This window comes from Pseudomonas sp. PA-5-4B (assembly GCF_021606215.1).
Taxonomy (GTDB): domain Bacteria; phylum Pseudomonadota; class Gammaproteobacteria; order Pseudomonadales; family Pseudomonadaceae; genus Aquipseudomonas; species Aquipseudomonas edaphica.
The window spans coordinates 21,480-40,554 of sequence record NZ_WKDB01000055.1 but is presented as its reverse complement, the minus strand read 5'-3'; the positions used below and the strand labels follow the sequence as shown (position 1 = coordinate 40,554).

Genomic DNA, 19,075 nt, shown 5'->3' with positions numbered 1-19,075 from the left:
CATCCGGCGTGGGCTGCGCCGGCACGGTGGAGCGCAGGTAGTAATTCTGTTCCGTACCCGCGGTCACGCCCCCTCTGAACAAGTGATAGTCAAACGCACCAGCAGACACGGGGCCAGCCAGCGAGAACGCACCGACGCTGCTGGTGGCGCCCTGGGTTGCCTGTACCACCTCAATGCCATCCTTCACGGTCAGCGCACCTGCACCGCCCAGGTTGGTGATGCTGATCGCCGTGGCGCCCTGCAGGGTGCCTTGGCTGACCACCAGTTTGTCGCTGGGTGAGTTATCCGCGCCCAACACCGTTTGCAGCGCCAGCCGACCGCCCGTGCCGATGTAATTGCCGTTGACCGTCAAGCTGTCGGTCGTGCTGGAACTGTCGGTACTCATATCGATCAGACCGGCGTTGTTCAAGGTTGCCAATTGCCCGGACGTGAAGGGCGCGAGAGTGCCCGTTGTGACGATCAATCTGCTCGTTGCATCGATGCTCATTGCGCCGGTACCGGTATCGCTGCCTCCCAATACGAATGTGCCACCGAGTGTCAGGGCCGACCCATTGACCATAGACACCCGCTCCCAGCCGGTGTAGCGGCTCGGGACGCTGGTTTGCGTTGCGTCAAAGGTGAGGGTGTCGTTACCCACGCCGCCGTCCAGTTGGGGGGTGGCGGCCAGCAAGGTTTCGCGGAGGTTTTTCAGCAGGGCAGAATCATCATCGGCACCCATGAGAATTGCCCCGTTGATTGTTCCCCCGTCGGTCCAAATGAACTGATCGGCGCCGAAGCTCGTGAGGATTTGGCCGTTGACCCTGCCACCGCTGACCTGGATCAAATCCACGCCGGCGCTGGTGCTGATGTTGCCGCCGATGGTGCTGGTGCCCGAGACGAGAATGGTGTCCCTGCCAAGCCCTGTGACAAGGTTGCCGACGATGGTGCCGCCGCGCATATCGAAGACGTTGTTATCGAGTTTCATGTCGACCCGGCCGATGGTGCCGCCGGTCATCAATGCTTGATCGCCGTCTTCAAAGGCGCCCTTGATGGTGCCACCACTCATAACGAATGTGTCATGGCCGTCGCCTTGGGCCAGTGACTCGACAGTGCCATCGCGCATGACAAAACTGTCAATGCCCCCGCCCTGGATGATCGCCCCCGCGTGCCCACCGTTGATCTGCACCAGATCCACACCATCGCCCTGGGTAATGGACCCCGTGACCGCGCCCAGCGTCAGACGAAACGTATTCGCACCGTCGCCCTGGTGCAGCATCCCATTGATTGCCGCTGTCCCACCGTTGATGTCAACCAGATCGTTGCCGGCCCCCAAGGTGACATCACCGTTGAGGGAGCCGCTGCCGCTGAGGTTCAGCGTGTTGTTGCCGGCGGTGTCGGTAAAGCCCGGCGCGGCGCCGCTGTTGCAGGTCGAGGTGTCATTGCCGGCGGTAATGTTGATCGTGCAGGCGCCAAGCGACGGCAGCGGCCACACCGCCATCAACGTGATACCCAGGTAAGTCAGAAAAACTGGCAGTGTGCGCATGACGGCTCCTTGTCCGAAGGAAGTTCCCGCACCTGAGCAATCAGGTGCGGTTCAAGCCATGGGAAGGTAGAGCGCGATACGGAGCAGGCACGACGGGTTGCCTGTTCTACGAAAACACCGGCGAATGCAAGGGGTTGGCATGGCTTTCTCGACTGCACATCAAGCTGTGCAGGCTTTTTGCACCTTAGTCGCAGAGTGAGCCGGGTGCTACTGTGAGAACTGACAGGTACAGGCGAGTGCTGGCCTAGGCAAACACGATCTCATAGGGCTCACGCATCCGCTCCAGTAACTCCTGGGCAAGCATGGGCGCCAAACCGATCTCCGGGTCGCCGACCAATTGGCTGGCATACGCATGGGTGGCGTGCAGCTTGCGCGCAACGCTCCAGCTGTCCAGCCGTACCTTGCGCGCGCGATGCCAGGGGATCACCGAGCCTTCACGCAGCGGCCAATGCCAGGCCCATATCGGCAGTTCATACAGGCGCGCGCCGGTGAGCTGGCAGGCTTTGGCGCTGGCGCGGCCGACGGCGTCATGGTCGTCCTTGCCGTCGTGGCGCCAAGTGGTAAACACCACGTCGCCCGGTTGCAGATAGCGCGCAATGAACTGGCTCATGGGTTGTTCGCGGGCGGCCAGGGCGTCGTCGCAAAAGCCGCCGCGAATCCACTTAAGGCTGTGCAGCGGCATCCCCAGGCGCCGCAGCGCTTCAGCGCTTTCCTGCGGGCGGATCACACTCAGGCGGCTTGCCGGCCAGGCATTCGAGCCTGGGTGGCTGGCGCTGCCATCGGTGATCGAGATCAGTTGCAGTGGGTGGTCGAGGGTGCTGAGCAGTTGCAATAAACCGCCACACGCCAACACCTCATCGCCGGGGTGAGGCGCGATGACCACCACGCGCGCGCCGCGTGGCACCAGGGAGGAGGGCTTGATAAAGGGGATTTGCGCCAACTGTGGCGCACTGTTCCAGATTTGCGCAGGGCCGCGACGGCCCTCGCTTAATGAGGCAGATTTCATCGGTGTCACGTCCTTGTCGAATGATGCCGGGTCGTACCCCGTTGACGGGACGACGCTCTTGTACTCAGCACAGGCTCCGCTGCGATGAACTGCGGCCATCCAACCCTGGATGACCAGCAAGGCGATTTCAGCATAGTCAAGGATTCGGCGTTTTTACATCGTGCAGGGTCGAAATATTCAGGTGGCCTGCATCAAACTCTTCAAATAATCACCAAAACCGCCTTGGGCACGGCAGTCCAGGCGTGCGCTGGTAATTACCTGTGGCGTGTGACTCCAGGCGATTGAAGCACCGCAGCGCTCCAGGTTGCGCACCAGTTGCACATCTTCGTGGCAGGCCAACGGTTCGAATCCGCCGGACTGCACATACGCCCCGGCACTCACGCCCAGGTTGGCACCGTGAATATGGCGATGGCCGTCGCGAGCCTCATAGGCTTGGGTGTAGCGGATTTGGGCTGCCACGCCGAAGCCTTCGCTCCAGTCGTCCACCGTCACTGTGCCGCACACAGCATCGGCGCCCAAGGCCAGTTGCGCCACCAACCAGTCGGGGGCGACACGGCTGTCGGCGTCGGTGCACGAAATCCAGCGTGCACCCTGGTTTAACAAGTGCCGCGCACCCACTCCGCGCACCTGCCCGACGTTACGTGCCAGCACGTGTAAACACTGCACCGGATACGCCTGGGCAATCGCCGCACTGCCATCGCTGCAGCTGTCGAGCACGGCCAGGATCTGCACAGGCTCACCCAGCAAATCAGGGTGGCTGGCGGCAATCATCGCGGCTTTGAGGCACTCGCCCAATAGCGCTTCTTCGTTATGTACCGGGATTAGAATGCCGATCATCGCAAGCCCTCATGGGTGGCGACCGAGGTGCCGTCACGGCTCCACAGGTCGAGTAGAAAGTCACTGTCGTGATGGTGGGCGAGGTGGGCCATGCCCAGGCGTTGCGCGAGCATTTCGTGCACCTGTTCGGCCGTTTGCGGGCAGCCATCGATGCGCGGGCGCCAGTGGCAGGCGAGCAGTTGGCCGTTGTCGGTCAGCGCATTCAGGGCACAGTCGATCAAGCGCTGTAAATCCTCGGCATCGAGGTAGTAGCAGAGTTCGCTCAACACAATCAGTTCGAACTGGCCGGGCGGCCATTCCTCAGGCAAACGGCTTTGATGAACCTGGGCGTGGCTGAACCCCCGCAATCGGGTTTGCGCCAGCGCCACGGCAGCGGCGGCCGTGTCGCAACACACCAGGCGCTCGCAGCGCGGCGCCAATTCGGCACTCAGCTCGCCGTTCGCGCAGCCGGGTTCAAAAATCGAGCGATAGCGGGGCCGTGTCAGCACCGCCAGGGTGAGTGCGCGTTTACGCTGTTCGTACCAGCGCTGGCGAAAGGCCCAAGGGTCGTCATTACCGGCGAACAGTTGATCAAAATAGGGTGTGGCCACACTCATACAAACACCACTTCAAAAGGTTGCAGCAAACGCTCAACCACATAGGGTGCCAGCACCGGTGCAAGACCCACTTGCGGGTCGCCTTCAAGTTGGCTGGCAAAGGCGTGAATGGCATGCCGTTTGCGCGCCACCGCTTCAGGTGTCAGCACGATTTTGCGCGCACGTTGCCATGGCACCTGGCTGTCTTCGGGCGTTGCCCAATGCCAGGTCCAAACGGGCAGTTCGTACAGGGTCGCACCTACCGCCTGCGCCGCTTTGGCGCTGGCGCGGCCAACGGCTTCATGGTCGCAATGCCCGTCTTCGCGCCAGGTGGTGAACACCACATCGGTGGGCTTGAGATACCGCTCTATGAACGCGCTCAACTCATCTTCACGGGCCGCCACCTGGCTGTCGGCAAAGCCTGCGCGCAGCCACTGCAAACTGTGCAATGGCAGGCCGAGACGGTGCAGGGCCTGGGCCGACTCCTGCGGGCGCACGATGCTCAAGCGCTCGACCGGCCAGCGCCTGGAGCCTGGGTGGCTGGCGCTGCCGTCGGTGACGGAAATCAGTTGGATCTGCCGGTCCAGCAAGGCCAGGCCTTGCAGCAGGCCGCCGCAGCCAAGCACTTCGTCGTCCGGGTGCGGAGCAATAATAACGGCGCGATACCCCGCGGGCACCAACTGCTCGACACTGATTTGCGGCAATTGGGCCATATGGGCTGAACCCTGCCATTGATGCAACGGCGTGCCCTGGCCAATGATCGGGTTGAGTTTCATAACAGCCACCTACCTGTGGGTTCGTCCGCAACCAGCTTTCCCAGCGCCGCCAGGTCACGCTCGGCGTGGCTTTGACGTACATATACGGGTAAGTCCGCCATCAATTGGGCGAAGTGCGGATCTTTGCAGTAAGGCCCGGCACCCACCGCGCGCCCGACGTGATGAATGACCTGCTCGACGGTATCCTCGACGCACGCCCGTGCCTGTTGGGCCAGTTGCCGCGCATTGGCGCGAGGGTGGCGGTCAATCTGCTCAGCACCGTCGCGCAGTACACAGGCGGCGCTGTTGAGCACGCTGTCGACCGCGCCCAAGTGCGCCAGCGCATGCTGTTCGGGACGCTGGCTGCAGTGCACACGCAGCACCTCAGCCAGACGTTGCGCACCGCCATACCAGCACGCGGCGATACCGACGCCGCCGTGCCAGAAGCCAGGCCGTGACAAGTAGTCGCCCGGCTCGCCAACCGCGATGCCGCGGGCCTCATCAAAGATGATTTCGACACTGCCGGTGGCCGCCATGCCCACGGCTTTCCAGCCTTCGTGGGTGACGGTGACGCCGGGCTGGTCCATCTCGACCGCCACCAACTGTTGGCGGTCGTCTTCGTCCCAGGCGGTCAGCAAGCCATGGCTGACCACCGCTGCACCGGAACACCAGGCTTTACGCCCATCGACGATCAAGCGCTGGCCGTCGCGGCGTACGCGTACCTTGGCCGTCGGCGGTTCGGCGGCCCACATGCCCCAAACACTGCCCACGGGCGGCAAGGGGCTGTCGAGCTCGGCGATGATCGCCAGGGCGTCGGTGTGACCTTCGAACAGCTTGCACAGGCGCAGGTCATGACCTGCCACCTGCGCCAACCGGCTGAAGCGTTCCAACGTCTGGCCGCTGCCAGGTAATGGCAGTTGGTCCAGGCCTTCTTCCTGAAGCGCCTTCAGTGCAACGCCCAGCGCCTGCGTGTCGGCGTAGCTGCGGTTGCCTTGAAGGAATCCATGCAGAGCCATCTCACACCTCGTCGTCGCGTTGCAATTCGAACAGCAGCAGTGAGCGTCCGGTCACCGCGTACTCGTGCTCGAAGTCAAAACGCTCCTGACCGCGCACTGCGGGGGCGTTGGTATCGAGCATGCAGGTCCAGAATTCACCCTGGGGCACCGGCGGCAGGCGGAAATTCACCATGTCGTGGTGGGCATTGACCACCAGCAACAGGGTCGCATCACCCCCAGCGCGACGAATCCCGGTTTCCTGGGCGCGGCCATCCATCAGCATGCCCAGGCAGCGGCCATGGCTGTCTTGCCACTGTTCGGTGCTCATCTCGTTGCCATCCGGCGCCAGCCAGGTGACGTCTTTTACGCCGAGGTCTTCGTTGTAGTCGCCCACCAGGAAACGCCCACGGCGCAGAATCGGGTAGGCCAGGCGCAATTTGATCAGGCGTTTGACGAACTTGAGCAGTGCCTTGCCGTCGTCGTCCAGGTCCCAGTTGACCCAGCCGATCTCGCTGTCCTGGCAATAGGCATTGTTGTTGCCGTGCTGGGTGCGCGCGAACTCGTCACCGGCCACGATCATCGGTGTGCCTTGGGCCAGCAGCAGCGTGGCGAAGAAATTGCGCATCTGGCGCAGGCGCAGGGCGTTGATTTCCGGGTCTTCGGTGGGGCCTTCGACGCCGTGGTTCCAGGACAGGTTGTTGTTGCTGCCGTCCTGGTTGTTTTCGTCGTTGGCCTCGTTGTGCTTGTCGTTGTACGACACCAGATCGTGCAGGGTGAAACCATCGTGGGCAGTGATGAAGTTCACCGAACTGTAAGGCCTGCGCCCACGGTGGTTGAACATCTCGCCCGAGGCGGTCATGCGCCCGGCAAAGTCCGCCAACTGGCCGTCATCGCCTTTCCAGAAGGCGCGCACGGTGTCGCGGAAGCGGTCGTTCCATTCCACCCAGCCGGGTGGGAAGTTGCCCACTTGGTAGCCGCCGGGGCCACAGTCCCAGGGTTCGGCAATCATTTTCAGCTGGCGCAGCACCGGGTCCTGGCGGCAGGCCACAAGGAAGCTGTGGCGCTCGTCGAAACCGTCGCGGTAGCGCCCCAGAATGGTCGCCAGGTCAAAGCGGAAGCCGTCCACGTGCATTTCGGTGGCCCAGTAGCGCAGGGAGTCGGTGACCATTTGCAGCACGCAAGGGTGGCTCAAGTCCAGGGTATTGCCGGTGCCGGAATCGTTGATGTAGAAACGCTTGTCGTCGGGCATCAGCCGATAGTAGGAGGCGTTATCGATGCCGCGCATCGACAGGGTAGGGCCGCGCTCGTTGCCCTCAGCAGTGTGGTTGTAGACCACATCGAGGATCACCTCGAGCTTCTGCTCATGCAGGTGCGCGACCATCTCCTTGAACTCGGCGATCTTGCCGCTGGCCAGGTAACGCGGGTCAGGCGCAAAGAACGCGATGCTGTTGTAGCCCCAATAGTTGGTCATGCCTTTTTGCAGCAGGTGCTGGTCGTTGACGAAGGCATGCACCGGCAGCAGCTCAACGGATGACACGCCGAGCTGGCGAATATGCTTGAGCACGTCATCTTCCATCAGCCCGGCACAGGTGCCGCGTACCGACTCGCCCACCGAAGGGTGACGCATGCTAATGCCGCGCAGGTGGGTTTCGTAGATGATCGTGCGGTCCCATGGCACCCGTACCGGCTGGTCGTTGCCCCAGGTGTGCGCAGGGTCGATGACCTTGCACTTGGGCACAAAGGGCGCGCTGTCGCGTTCGTCAAAACTGAGGTCGTCGTCCGGGTGGCCGATGGTGTAGCCGAACAGTGCCTCGGACCATTTGAGTTCACCCACCAGCTGTTTGGCATAGGGGTCGATCAGCAATTTGTTGTGGTTGAAGCGGTGACCATTGGCCGGGTCATACGCACCGTACACGCGGTAGCCGTAAATCAGCCCGGGGTGGGCGTCGGGCAGGTAGCCGTGGAAGGTTTCGTCGGTGTATTCGGGCAGTTCGATACGTTCAAGCTCGACCTCGCCGGTATCATCGAACAGGCACAGCTCGACCTTGGTGGCATTGGCTGAGAACAGCGCAAAGTTGACACCCAGGCCATCCCAGGTGGCGCCTAGAGGGAAGGGCAAACCTTCACGAATCCGCGACGGCTCGTTTTCCGGCGTGGCTGGGTTGTTATCGGGTTTGCTCATTAAATTGCTCCTGCAAGGGTCTTTTTTCGGGCCGAGCGCTACCGTGCCGACGGTTGCTCAGCTGGCGCACTGAAAAGTAAAAAGGGCCTCCTGGCGACAATGTCGGCAGGAGGCGCGTGGGCTGTTAAGGCTTGGGCTTTTTCGGCGCCGCAGGCTTTTTGGCCGCTGGCGGTGCGGGCTTGCTGGCCGCCGGGGCCGGCGGCTTGGCTTTTGGCGCAGGCTTGGGAGCGGTCTTGGGTTTGGCCGCAGCTTTGGGTTTGCTTGGGGTCAGCGCTTCGGCTTCGGCTAATTTACGCGCCATCTCCCAGTGGCGTGCATCTTCACCGTGGGGCTTGCCTTCGGATTCCCAGATCTGATGCGCCAACTCGCGTATGCGTTTGTCTTCAGTACTCATCACAATACTCCTCACAGAAAATTTTCAGCTTTCTTGATCATCGGGATTGATAAAGACATTGACCGGGAAATCCCCCAGGGCAGCGCTGATCAACAGCTCCTTGTTTGGTGTGACTGCGCCTGTATGAAAAAGTCCCTTCCAGTTTTGTGTTGTGGTGGCGAACGGTAATTTCACCCGCGTATCGCCCCAAACCTGCGCATTGATATGGGGTTGTTCACCGTTTTCCAGCAGGCGATGGGGCCAGCGTGGCACCACCACCAGCAGGTGTTTGCCTTGATACGTGCGGCAAAATGCGACGACGTGATCGGCGTGTTTGCCTACCACTTCCAGCGGCGTGTAGCTGCCGCGTTGGAAGCGTTCGGCGTTGGCCTTGCGCACGGCCAGCACCTGGGCAATCAGCGCCTGTTTGATACGCCCGTCGCGCCAATGGGACAACAGCTCGCCGACGTCCGGCGGTGTGTTCAACGCCTGTTGCCGTGCGTTGAAGTCCACCGGGCGGCGGTTGTCCGGGTCTACCAGGCTGAAGTCCCAGAACTCATCGCCCTGGTACAAATCCGGTACACCCGGCACGGTGATACGAAGCAAGGATTGCGCCAGGCCGTTCAGTGCGCCCGCCGGGGCGATGGCCTGGGCGGCGCTGCCGATGGCCTTGCGTAACGGGGTGCCGGCATCGCTGAGCAATAGGCGTGACAGGAAGGCATCGACCGCCTGTTCATAGGCTTCGTTGGGCGCGCTCCAACTGCTTTGCAACTTGGCTTCGCGCAGGGCTTTTTGCTGCCATTGCCACAGGCGTTGCTGGTAACCCTGCATGTCCGGGTTGCTATCCAGCGGCCAACTGCCGAGCAGCACTTGGTAAAGGATCAGTTCATCGCCCGCCGACGGGCTGTGTGCATCGTCGCGCAACGGTGCGGCGAGGCGGCGCCAATGCTCCACCTGTTCGACATACCACGGCGCACATTCACTCAGCACCGCCAGGCGCGCTCGCGTGTCTTCACCGCGCTTGTGGTCGTGAGTGGCGGTGGCCAGCAGGTTGCCGGGGAAGGTCTGCAAACGCTGCTGGTTAGCCGCGTGAAAATCCGCCAACGGCGCACTGAACTGTTCGGTGCTGAAGCCCACATCGTTACGCGACAGCAGCACCGCCGAGCGGTAGAAGGCGGTGTCTTCCACGGCCTTGGCCGCCGCCGGCGACGTGAGCTGCTGGAAGCGCACGCAGGCATGCTTGAGCATCTTGCGTTCACGCCCGACCGGGCGGTTGCGCCACGGCTGGCCGCCCAGCCATTTTTCCAGGTGGTCGAGCACCGGCCAGTCGCCTTCGCCCAAGGTGCTGCGAGCACCGGCCAAGGCTTGCAGGAAAAACACATCATCATGGGCGCTGCGCCCACGGGCACTGATGTAGGTGCGGTACACCGGGAAGTGCACGATCAGCTCCTGCAAGGCACGGCGGATTGCGCCCAGGGTCAGGTCGCGGGTCATCACGTCGTCGCGGGCCACTTGCAGCAGGGCCTGGGCCACACTCTCGAAGTCACCGGCCAGGGAACCGTTGAGAATCTGCTGGCGGGCCAGCCGGGCTTCTTCGATAAAGGCAGCAGGCCGTTCGCTGTAGCGCGTCCACAGCTCCGCCAACGGCGCAAAGCCTGTTGGGTCGTGCTGCAACAGCGACAGCTGGTTCATGAATTCATAGCCGGTGGTGCCGTCTACCTGCCAGTCTTCGCGCAGGGTTTCGCCTTCACCGAGGATTTTTTCTACGAAGATCGGCAAATGCCGGTTGGGCGAAAGGGAATCCACGCGCCTGCGCAACTTGCGGCAATACCCGCGTGGGTCAGCCAACCCGTCGATATGGTCGATGCGCAAGCCGTCCACCAGCCCTTGGCTGATCAGCTCGAAAATCTTGCCGTGGGTGGCTTCGAACACGGCGCTGCGTTCTACGCGCAGGCCGCCGAGTTCGTTGACGTCGAAGAAGCGCCGCCAGTTGATATCGTCCGCTGCGGTGCGCCAACTGGCCAGCCGATAAACCTGTTGTTCCAGCAAGGCGTGCAAGTGATTGAAGCCGTCCGGCTGGCGCCCATCAAATTCGGCCAGCTGGCGTTCGATGGCGTGCAGCACCGAGGCTTCGGTGGCCCGTTCGGCCAGCACGTGTTTGAGCCAGCCGGCTTCGGTGTAGGCGTCATCCTGGTAGGCAAGGGCGCTGAAACGCTCGGCCAGGGGCTTCAACAATTCATCGCCGCCCAGAATCATGGCGTAGTCACGCGGGCAAATCGGGAAGCGGTGCTCGTAATGCTCGACGTAAAAACCGCCCTGCACGGCATCGAACTTGAGCGCCAGGTTGCCGCTTTGCAGCGCTTCACCGTAGTCGCTGCCCAGAAACGGCATCAGCAATTGGCCCTTGAGCAGCGGGTCCGGCGAGTGCCACTGGATATCGAAAAACTCACTGTAGGGACTCAGGCGGCCCCATTCCAAGAGGTCCAGCCACCACGGGTTGTCTGCACCGCCGACGGCCATATGGTTGGAGACAATATCGAGGATCAGCCCCATCCCATGCTCACGCAGCGCCGCAACCAACCTGTGCAAGGCCGGCTCGCCGCCAAGCTCGGGGTTGACGCGGGTCGGGTCAACCACATCGTAGCCGTGCATGGAACCGGCGCGGGCGGCCAGCAGCGGCGAGGCATACAGGTGGCTGATGCCCAGTTGGGCGAAGTAGGGCACCAGGGGCACGGCATCATCCAGGGTGAAGCCTTTGTGAAATTGCAGGCGCTGGGTTGCGCGCAGGGGTAATGCGTTCATCGGTCACGCTCATGGGCCTGGTTGCGCGCCACGGCCAGCAGCTCCAGGCGGCGGGCGGCGCTGTCGTTGTCGAGCAGGCTGGCGGCTTCACCCGGCAGGCGGCGGCGCCAATTGGGGTGGGTGTCGGTGGTGCCGGGCAGGTTGGCTTGTTCCTCGATGCCCAGCGCGTCTTCCAGCGGCAACAGCACCAACGGCGCGCGGGTGTGGCCCAGGTAGCGCACGCTGGCGTCGAGCATATGGTCGGTGTCATTGCGGATTTCATCGACGAAGTTCTGCGGGTCCTGGCTCAAGGCCTGGCGCAGCGCCTGGCGTTCGCGCAGGCGGTGTTCGCTCCATTGCTCCACGGTCGGCGCATCGATCAGGCCCAGCTGGATATTCCATTCGATATCGCGGCTGTGCCACCAGCCGTTGAGGGTTGGCAAGTCGTGGGTGCTGGTGGTAGCCAGGGCGTTGTCCGGCCAGTCGAGGATCGGCTTGAAGTGGCCGTCGTGGTTTTGTTCAAAGAGTAAGACGCGCATGCCCAGGATCGAGCGGCCGCTGAGTTTTTCGCGCAGGCCATCGGGCACGGTGCCCAGGTCTTCACCGAGCACGATGGCCTGGTGGCGGTGGGATTCCAGCGCCAGCAGGCGCAGCAGGTCATCCACCGGGTAGTACAAATACGCGCCTTCGCGCGGCGTAGCGTCCATGGGGATGACCCACAGGCGTTGCAGGCCCATCACATGGTCAATGCGCAGGCCGCCGGCGTGGGCGAAGTTGGCCCGCAGCATCTCGATAAAGGCGCGAAAGCCGTTGCGCTTGAGACCTTCAGGGGAAAACGCCGAGATGCCCCAGCCTTGACCCGCGCGGTTGAGAATGTCCGGTGGCGCGCCGACGGTAAGGTTGGCGAGTAGCTCGTCCTGCCGGCTCCACGCCTGGCTGCCGCCGCCATCGGCACCGACCGCCAGGTCTGCGATCAGGCCGATGCCCATGCCGCTGCCACGCGCGGCTTGTTGCGCGCGCTCCAGGCTGCGTGCGATCAGCCATTGGCAGAAGGCAAAATAGCCGATCTCATTCGTATGGTCGGCGGCAAATTGCGTCAGCGCCGGGCTCTGAGGCGAGCGCCATGCTTCGGGCCAGTGGCGCCAGTCGAGGTCTTCACCGGCGGCGGCACGCAAGGCTTGCACGGCTTCAAAGCGACAGTGGTTCTCCAGGGCTTCGCCGCCGGCCTGGCGAAAGCTCAGGAAGTCGGCGTGTTGCGGGTGCTGGCCGTGGCGGAAATCTTCATACAAGGCACGCAACAGGCGCTGCTTGGCGCGGGCGGCGGTGGGCCAGTCGATCAAGGTGAGCTGTTCCAGGGCGTGCAGCTCATCCGTAAGGTCCAGTGCCTCGATGGCGTTGCGCACTTCGCGCTCGCCAAGGATGCAGGCGGGCGAGGCATACAGGCTGTTGAGGAACAGGCGGCTGGAAGGTGAGTAGGGGCTGTAGCGCTCGGTGTCGGCGCTGAACATCGCATGCATCGGGCTGATGGCCAAGGCATCGGCGCCGCGTTCGGCGGCGCTGCGGGCCAGGTGCTCCAATGCCAGGGTGTCACCGAAGCCGCCGTCACCCAGGCGGCGCAGTGCATACAGCTGCGCACTCAGGCCCCAGGCGCGGGCCGGTTGGCTGTCGACCGCTTCAGCGACGCTGTAGCAATGGGTAGGGGCCACGGCCAGGGTGAAGGTTTGGTCGTCGATATGCACCTGGTGATAACCCAGCGCGATTACGCCGGGCAGTTCGGCATTGCCGTCCAGGCGCAATTCCAGGGTTTCGCCCTGTTCCAGGCTGACGCGGCACGGTGTGTCCGGGGCGAAGTAATGCGCGAGGTCCAGACCCACGCCGGTGTCCACGGTCATCAGCGGTGGCAGGTGCTTGTCTTGTTGCACCCGTTCCATTTCGAGCAGGCTGGCATTGATCTCGGCGTCAGTATCGGCCGGGTGGCCCAGGCCTTTGAGGACGGCACGCAAGGCGGCGGGTTCGACATGTTGCGGGCGGCCGTTTGCGTCGATCCAATCGACGGCCAGGCCCGCGCGGCTGGCGAGTATTTCCAGGTTCGCTTCGCTCAAGGGTGATCTCCAACAGGGGATAAGGCGACGCGTGCGCTGAACGGCGCCAGTTGCGCGCCTTCATGGGCAGACGTCTCGAATAGCAGGTGCGGCGGCGCCGGGTGATCCAGCGGCGTGGCACCCAGGTTCAGGTCAATCTGCAACAGGCTGCCGTTGCCCAGGCGCCAGCGCGCGGTGACGGCGCCGTCGGCCAGTACCTGCGCGCCCAGGGCCACGCTGCCGGGCAAGTGCGGCACGATGTGCCGATGGCGCAGGCTCAGCAGCTGACGGTAAAGCTGCGCGTGTTCGTGCTCGGTGAAGCGGGGCGCCGACTGCAGGAAAGTCGGCAGCGCATTCGGGTCGGGGATCTGTTCGCGCCGCTCAGGGTCTTTAAACGCGGCGAAATCGGCAAATTCGTTGCGTCGGCCCTCGCGCACGGCTTCGGCCAGCTCACCGTGATGATCGGTGAAAAACAGGAACGGCTGCTCGGCGTTGACTTCATCGCCCATAAACATCAGCGGAATCATCGGCGACATCAGCAGTAAGGTGGTGGCCGCCTTCAACGCCTGGGGCGAGCACAGTTGGTGCAGGCGCTCGCCCAGGGCGCGGTTGCCGACCTGGTCGTGGTTTTGCAAAAACGCCACGAAGGCGCTGGGTGGCAGATCACCACTGGGTTCGCCGCGCGCATGGCCGTGACGGGTGGTGTGGCCTTGGTAGATAAAACCTTCGCCCAGGCAGCGCGCGAGCTTCTCGGTGGGGTCTTGTGCGAAGTCGCTGTAATACGCATCCGTTTCGCCCGTGAGCAGTACGTGCAGTACGTTATGGAAGTCGTCATTCCACTGCGCATCAAAGTCGTGCTTGAGCAGGCGGGCCTGGTTGAGTTCGTTTTCCAGCACCAGCCATACGTGCCGGCCGGTGTCCACCTGCTGGCGTACCCGTTGCGCAAGTTCCTTGAGGAAACCGGGGTTGTCGATGGCGTGTACCGCGTCCAGGCGCAGGCCGTCGAAGCGGTACTCGAGCAACCACATCAGTGCGTTGTCGAGGAAAAAGTCGCGCACCTCACGGCGATCAAAATCAATCCCGGCGCCCCACGGCGTGTGCACGTCTTCTTCAAAGAAGCCTTGGGCGTACTGGCCCAGGTAATTGCCATCGGGGCCGAAGTGGTTGTAGACCACATCCAGGATCACCGCCAAACCGTGTTCGTGGGCACTGTCGATCAGGGCCTTGAGTTGTTCGGGGGAGCCATAGGAGGCTTGCGGGGCGTAGGGCAGCACCCCGTCATAGCCCCAATTGCGCTCGCCGGGAAATTGCGCCAGCGGCATCAGTTCAATGGCGGTCACGCCCAGTTCGGCCAGGCGTGGCAGGTGCTTTTGCACGCCGGCATAGCCACCCAGTGCGCCCACATGCAGTTCGTAGATCACCGCCTCTTGCCAAGGGCGACCTTGCCACTGGCTGTGTCGCCATTCGTAGGCGAGGGGGTCGACGACCACGCTCCAGCCGTGCACGTCGAGTGCCTGGGCCCGGGATGCCGGGTCCGGCACGTCCTGTTCGCCATCAATGTTGTAGCGGTAACAAGTGCCCGCCGGGCACTCGGTTTCTACCTCGAACCAGCCATCTGCCTGGGGCAGCATGGCGATGGACTTGCCGTCTTGCAATTCAACGCTGACATAAAACGCGTCTGGCGCCCACAAGGCAAAACGCGTGTGTTGCGCGTCCAGCATGATTGCGCCGTGGGGCCAGGTTTCCAGAGTCCGTGACGGCATCTATGAAGACCTCCCTTTTTTGAAACAACAACCAAAAAATTACTTCGTGGGTTTCCCCAGGGCCTTGGCCACCAGTTGCTCGTAAAGCTCGGCGTAGGGTTCCACCGCCTGGCACCAGTTGAACGGTTGGGTCATGGAGCGGCTGCGCATGGCGTTAAGCAGGCCTTTATTGGCAAACACCCTGAACGCGCGGCTCAGTGCTTCTTTATAGCTCTCGACAGTGGACTCATTGAACAGGAAGCCGGTGACGCCATTTTCGATGGTGTCCGCCAAGCCGCCGGTATTGCGCGCCACCGGCAGCGAGCCGAAACGCTGGGCGTACATCTGGCTCAAGCCACACGGCTCATAGCGCGAGGGCATCAGCAGGAAATCGCTGCCGGCGAACATGCGCCGTGCATCGGTTTCGTTGAAGCCGATGCGCACCCCGACCTGGCCAGGAAAGCGCAGGGCGAGTTCGCGCATGGCGTGTTCTTCCTCCGGCTCGCCACGGCCGATGATGGCGATCTGGCCACCGTTCTCGACAATAAAGCTGCTGACCGCTTCGGTCAGGTCCAGGCCTTTTTGGTACACCAGCCGTGATACCACCGCGAAAAGTGGGCCGGTGGACTCTTGCAGGCCGAACAGTTCGCGCACATGGGCGGCGTTCACCGCCTTGCCTTCCCAGTCGCCAATATTGAAGTTATGGGTCAGATGCGTGTCGGTGGAGGTTTCCCAGCTCTCGTCGATGCCATTGGGAATCCCGCTGAGCAGGCCTTGCTGGGTCTTGCTGGCGAGGAAGCCGTCGAGGCCACAGCCGAATTCCGGGGTGGTGATTTCCTGGGCGTAGGTCGCACTCACGGTGGTGATATGGCTGGAATACGCCATGCCCGCCTTGAGGAACGACATCTTGCCGTAGAACTCCATGCCTTCCTGTTGCAGGGCATGGGGTGGAATGCCCAATTCCGGGGTCGACGCCAGGCTGACCACCCCCTGGTAGGCGAGGTTATGAATGGTGAACAGCGTGGGGGTGCGCGACCCACGCCAGTGCATATAAGCCGGCGCCAGGCCAGCCGGCCAGTCATGGGCGTGCACCAGGTCCGGGCACCAGTGGATCTGCGCCAGGTTGGCGGCCATGTCGGCGGCGGCCAGGCCCAGGCGAGCGAAGCGGATATGGTTGTCCGGCCAGTCGCGGCCGTTGTTGGCGCCGTAGGGCGTGCCTTCACGTTCGTAGAGCTCGGGGCAGATCAGCACATAGATGACCAGGCCATCCTTGAGGTCCATGCGCCCGATCTTGCACGGCGGCAGCGCTGCGTGCCCGCCCAGCTCGCCAATGATATGGATCGGGTTGTCACTTTCCATTACCTGCGGGTAGCCCGGGATCAACACGCGCACATCATGCAGGTGCGCCATGGCGCGGGGCAGGGCAGCGGAGACGTCGCCCAGGCCGCCGGTTTTCACCAGGTCGGCGAATTCGGACGTCACAAACAGGACTTTCTTACGATTAGGGTTCTGACTCACGATCGGCCGCACAGTGTTGGGCAGGTCGGCCAACGAAGTCGGTCCCCCTGCCGGCTGACTAAAACGCTCTCCCTGAGTATCGACTGCAGCACTGATCATAGTTCTCTCCTACATGTTTGGTCGGCTGATGGCCCGCTGCCATCGGCTCCGATTGGCCACATCCTGCGGCCAGGCGCACAAGCACAGTACAAGCTGGCAAGGCGTATGCCAGTTGCACCCATTGCGAAAAAAGAGTGGATGGACGGGCGTTCGGCTGAAGCGCCTGCGCTCGTCTCCCTTAAAAACTTGACCTGCGGCAGAGTTGTAAAGTTTCGATTTTTTGCGGGGTTTTTGTTTTGAAACGGACCCATCGGTCATCAGTCTAGGACAGATCCCAGAGACTGTACGGTTTCTAGGGGTTTTTTGTAGGACAAAAAACTTGTAACGATATGCACCGTTCGGAACTTGCGGTGATTTTGGGAGAACGGCGGATAATTGAAGTGAAAAGAGCTGGTGTGGCGAGCAGGCTTGTTGTGGCGAGCAGGCTTGCCCTGCGTTGGGCTGCGCAGCAGCCCCATAATGAGCACACCCGGCCTATCTGATGCACCGATTGGGCGATTTGGGAGCGCTGCGCGCTCCAACGCAGGGCAAGCCTGCTCGCCACAACAAGCTTGCATGCCACAACAAGCCTGCATGGCAAGACAAGCTTGCTTGCGATACCGCTTATAGGCTGCGAATCGGCGTGCCGCTGGCCCAGGCCTGAATGTCCTCGATCATCTGCTGATAAAACTGCCGATAATTCTGTTCACTCACATACCCGACGTGGGGCGTGGCCAACACGTTCGGCAAGCGCCGGAAGGGATGATCAACCGGTAGCGGCTCTTCGCTATACACATCCAGCGCGGCCCCCGCCAGTCGCCCGGCCGATAACGCCTCGATCAGCGCCTGTTCATCCACAATCGGCCCACGTGAGGTATTGACCAGGCGCGCACTCGGTTTCATCCAACCCAGCGCCTGCGCATCTACCAGACTGCGACTGCGCTCGCTGAGCACCAGATGCACGCTCAGAATATCCGCCTGCTCGAACAACTCACGCTTGCTGACCCAGCTCACACCCGCCTCGGCGGCCCGCTCCGGCGTAAGGTTCTCGCTCCAGGCAATCACGCGCATGCCAAATGCCTGGCCAAACTGCGCAACCTTCTGGCCGATGCTGCCCAGTCCGAGAACCCCCAGGGTTTTGCCATACAGATCGCCACCCAGCCCGACCTGCCAGCCGCCGGCGCGCAATGAGTTGGCTTCGGCCAGCAGGTTGCGGGTCGAGGCCATGATCAGCGCCCAGGTTAACTCCGGCGCCGCCTGCTTGTAGCTGTCGGTGCCGCACACCTGGATGCCCAGGGCTTTAGCCGCGGCAATGTCGATGGCCGCGTTGCGCATGCCGCCGGTCACCAGCAGTTTCAGCTTGGGCAGGCCTTGCAACAGGGCCTGATCGAAGGTCGAGCGCTCGCGCATCAGGCAAATCACGTCGAACCCCTGCAAACGTTCAACCATCGTGGCGGTATCGGCGGGGTAATCGTGCAGAAAATGCACCTGGCCCACCGCCGCCAATGCCGACCAATCCACCACACCACTGGCCACATTCTGCCAATCATCAATGACTGCGATCTGTACCGACATTCAGGAGTGCCTCGAAAAAGGTTGGATTAAAGGGTGTTCAACCCCTGTAACAGTGCCTTATGAAACTGCGCCGGTTCTTCCATCTGCGGTGCGTGGCCCAGGCCCGGGAACTCCACCAGGGTCGCATGGGGGATCAGCTTGGCCACCTGCTTGCCCAGCACGTCGTAGTGACCGAGCCTGGCCTTGACCGCCGGCGGCGCGATATCACTGCCAATGGCGGTGGTGTCGGACGTGCCGATCAACAGTAGCGTGGGCATCTGCAAATCCTTGAACTCGTAGTACACCGGCTGGGTGAAGATCATGTCGTAAATCAGCGCCGAGTTCCATGCGACCTGGGTATGGCCCGGGCCATTATTGAGGCCGGCAAGCATGTCGACCCAACGTTCGTATTCCGGCTTCCAGCGCCCGACGTAGTAAGTGTTGAGTTCATACTGGCGAATGCCGTCGGCGCTGAGTTTCAACTCGCGCTCATACCACTGGTCGACGCTGCGATACGGTACGCCCAAGGCTTTCCAGTCTTCCAGGCCGATGGGATTGACCAGTGCCAACTGCTCGGTTTGTTGCGGATACAACAGTGCATAACGGGTGGCGAGCATGCCGCCGGTGGAATGGCCGATGAGGGTGGCCTTCTGAATGCCGAGTTTCTCCAGCAGTTGGTGGGTGTTGATCGCCAATTGCTGGAAGCTGTACTGGTAGTGGTCCGGTTTGCTGGAGGTGCAAAACCCGATCTGGTCCGGCGCGATCACGCGGTAACCCGCTTCGCTCAAGGCCTTGATCGATTCTTCCCAAGTGGCGCCGCAAAAGTTCTTGCCGTGCATCAACACCACGCTGCGGCCATTGGCACGGCCCTTGGCGGGCACGTCCATATAACCCATTTGCAGGGTTTTGCCTTGGGACTGGAAACTGAAATGTTCGACCGGGTAGGGGTATTGAAAGCCTTGCAGCTCGGGGCCATAGGTAGTGGCAAGGGGAGCAGCGGCGAGGGCGGGAGCGGCGCTCGCCGTGAGCAGGCCGGTGATGCAAAAGGCGCGGATTAGCGACATGAACAGGGCTCC

14 protein-coding genes are annotated in these 19,075 nt (G+C 62.3%); all 14 read right to left on the bottom strand.

All coding sequences use genetic code 11. The features are described 5' to 3' along the window. Positions 1-1,522: pertactin-like passenger domain-containing protein (locus GIW28_RS23035; RefSeq protein ID WP_329606476.1), on the bottom strand; the 1,522-nt coding region annotated here is incomplete at its 3' end. A 244-nt stretch (positions 1,523-1,766) separates the two neighbouring features. Next, positions 1,767-2,528, bottom strand: a complete 762-nt coding sequence (locus tag GIW28_RS23030) for a PIG-L deacetylase family protein (protein ID WP_236447561.1) — start codon at positions 2,526-2,528, stop codon at positions 1,767-1,769. A gap of 177 nt (positions 2,529-2,705) precedes the next feature. Next, the gene (locus GIW28_RS23025) at positions 2,706-3,365 is read right to left on the bottom strand and encodes a glycosyltransferase (RefSeq protein ID WP_017138921.1); all 660 of its coding nucleotides are present in this window, start codon (positions 3,363-3,365) and stop codon (positions 2,706-2,708) included. Next, positions 3,362-3,961, bottom strand: coding sequence for an SAM-dependent methyltransferase (locus GIW28_RS23020; RefSeq protein WP_236447560.1), 600 nt, complete (start codon positions 3,959-3,961; stop codon positions 3,362-3,364). Before GIW28_RS23020 ends, GIW28_RS23025 begins: the two co-directional genes overlap by 4 nt. After that, complete coding sequence (locus tag GIW28_RS23015; protein WP_236447559.1) at positions 3,958-4,716, bottom strand: PIG-L deacetylase family protein; 759 nt, start codon at positions 4,714-4,716, stop codon at positions 3,958-3,960. The genes GIW28_RS23020 and GIW28_RS23015 overlap by 4 nt, the downstream gene beginning before the upstream one ends. Continuing rightward, positions 4,713-5,711 carry an acyl-CoA dehydrogenase family protein gene (locus GIW28_RS23010; RefSeq protein ID WP_177033197.1) on the bottom strand — a complete coding sequence of 333 codons (999 nt, stop codon included), beginning with the start codon at positions 5,709-5,711 and terminating at the stop codon, positions 4,713-4,715. Before GIW28_RS23010 ends, GIW28_RS23015 begins: the two co-directional genes overlap by 4 nt. A 1-nt stretch (position 5,712) precedes the next feature. Next, positions 5,713-7,872, bottom strand: coding sequence for a glycogen debranching protein GlgX (gene glgX / locus GIW28_RS23005; protein WP_099549665.1), 2,160 nt, complete (start codon positions 7,870-7,872; stop codon positions 5,713-5,715). 124 nt (positions 7,873-7,996) lie between these two features. Further along, a complete protein-coding gene (locus tag GIW28_RS23000) occupies positions 7,997-8,266 on the bottom strand; it encodes a DUF2934 domain-containing protein (RefSeq protein WP_017138916.1) in 270 nt (89 codons plus the stop codon). Between the two features lie 24 nt (positions 8,267-8,290). Then, the gene (locus GIW28_RS22995) at positions 8,291-11,047 is read right to left on the bottom strand and encodes a malto-oligosyltrehalose synthase (protein WP_236447557.1); all 2,757 of its coding nucleotides are present in this window, start codon (positions 11,045-11,047) and stop codon (positions 8,291-8,293) included. Then, a complete protein-coding gene (gene malQ / locus GIW28_RS22990; RefSeq protein ID WP_099549667.1) occupies positions 11,044-13,128 on the bottom strand; it encodes a 4-alpha-glucanotransferase in 2,085 nt (694 codons plus the stop codon). Before malQ ends, GIW28_RS22995 begins: the two co-directional genes overlap by 4 nt. Continuing rightward, positions 13,125-14,870, bottom strand: coding sequence for a malto-oligosyltrehalose trehalohydrolase (gene treZ / locus GIW28_RS22985; protein WP_236447556.1), 1,746 nt, complete (start codon positions 14,868-14,870; stop codon positions 13,125-13,127). Before treZ ends, malQ begins: the two co-directional genes overlap by 4 nt. A gap of 39 nt (positions 14,871-14,909) precedes the next feature. Next, positions 14,910-16,466 carry a glycogen synthase GlgA gene (gene glgA, locus GIW28_RS22980; RefSeq protein ID WP_236447555.1) on the bottom strand — a complete coding sequence of 519 codons (1,557 nt, stop codon included), beginning with the start codon at positions 16,464-16,466 and terminating at the stop codon, positions 14,910-14,912. Between the two features lie 603 nt (positions 16,467-17,069). After that, entirely contained in the window at positions 17,070-18,020 is a 951-nt protein-coding gene (locus GIW28_RS22975; RefSeq protein WP_017138912.1) for a D-2-hydroxyacid dehydrogenase family protein, read from the bottom strand. A gap of 26 nt (positions 18,021-18,046) precedes the next feature. Beyond that, positions 18,047-19,063, bottom strand: a complete 1,017-nt coding sequence (locus tag GIW28_RS22970) for an alpha/beta fold hydrolase (protein ID WP_138453600.1) — start codon at positions 19,061-19,063, stop codon at positions 18,047-18,049. Positions 19,064-19,075: the final 12 nt, after the last annotated feature.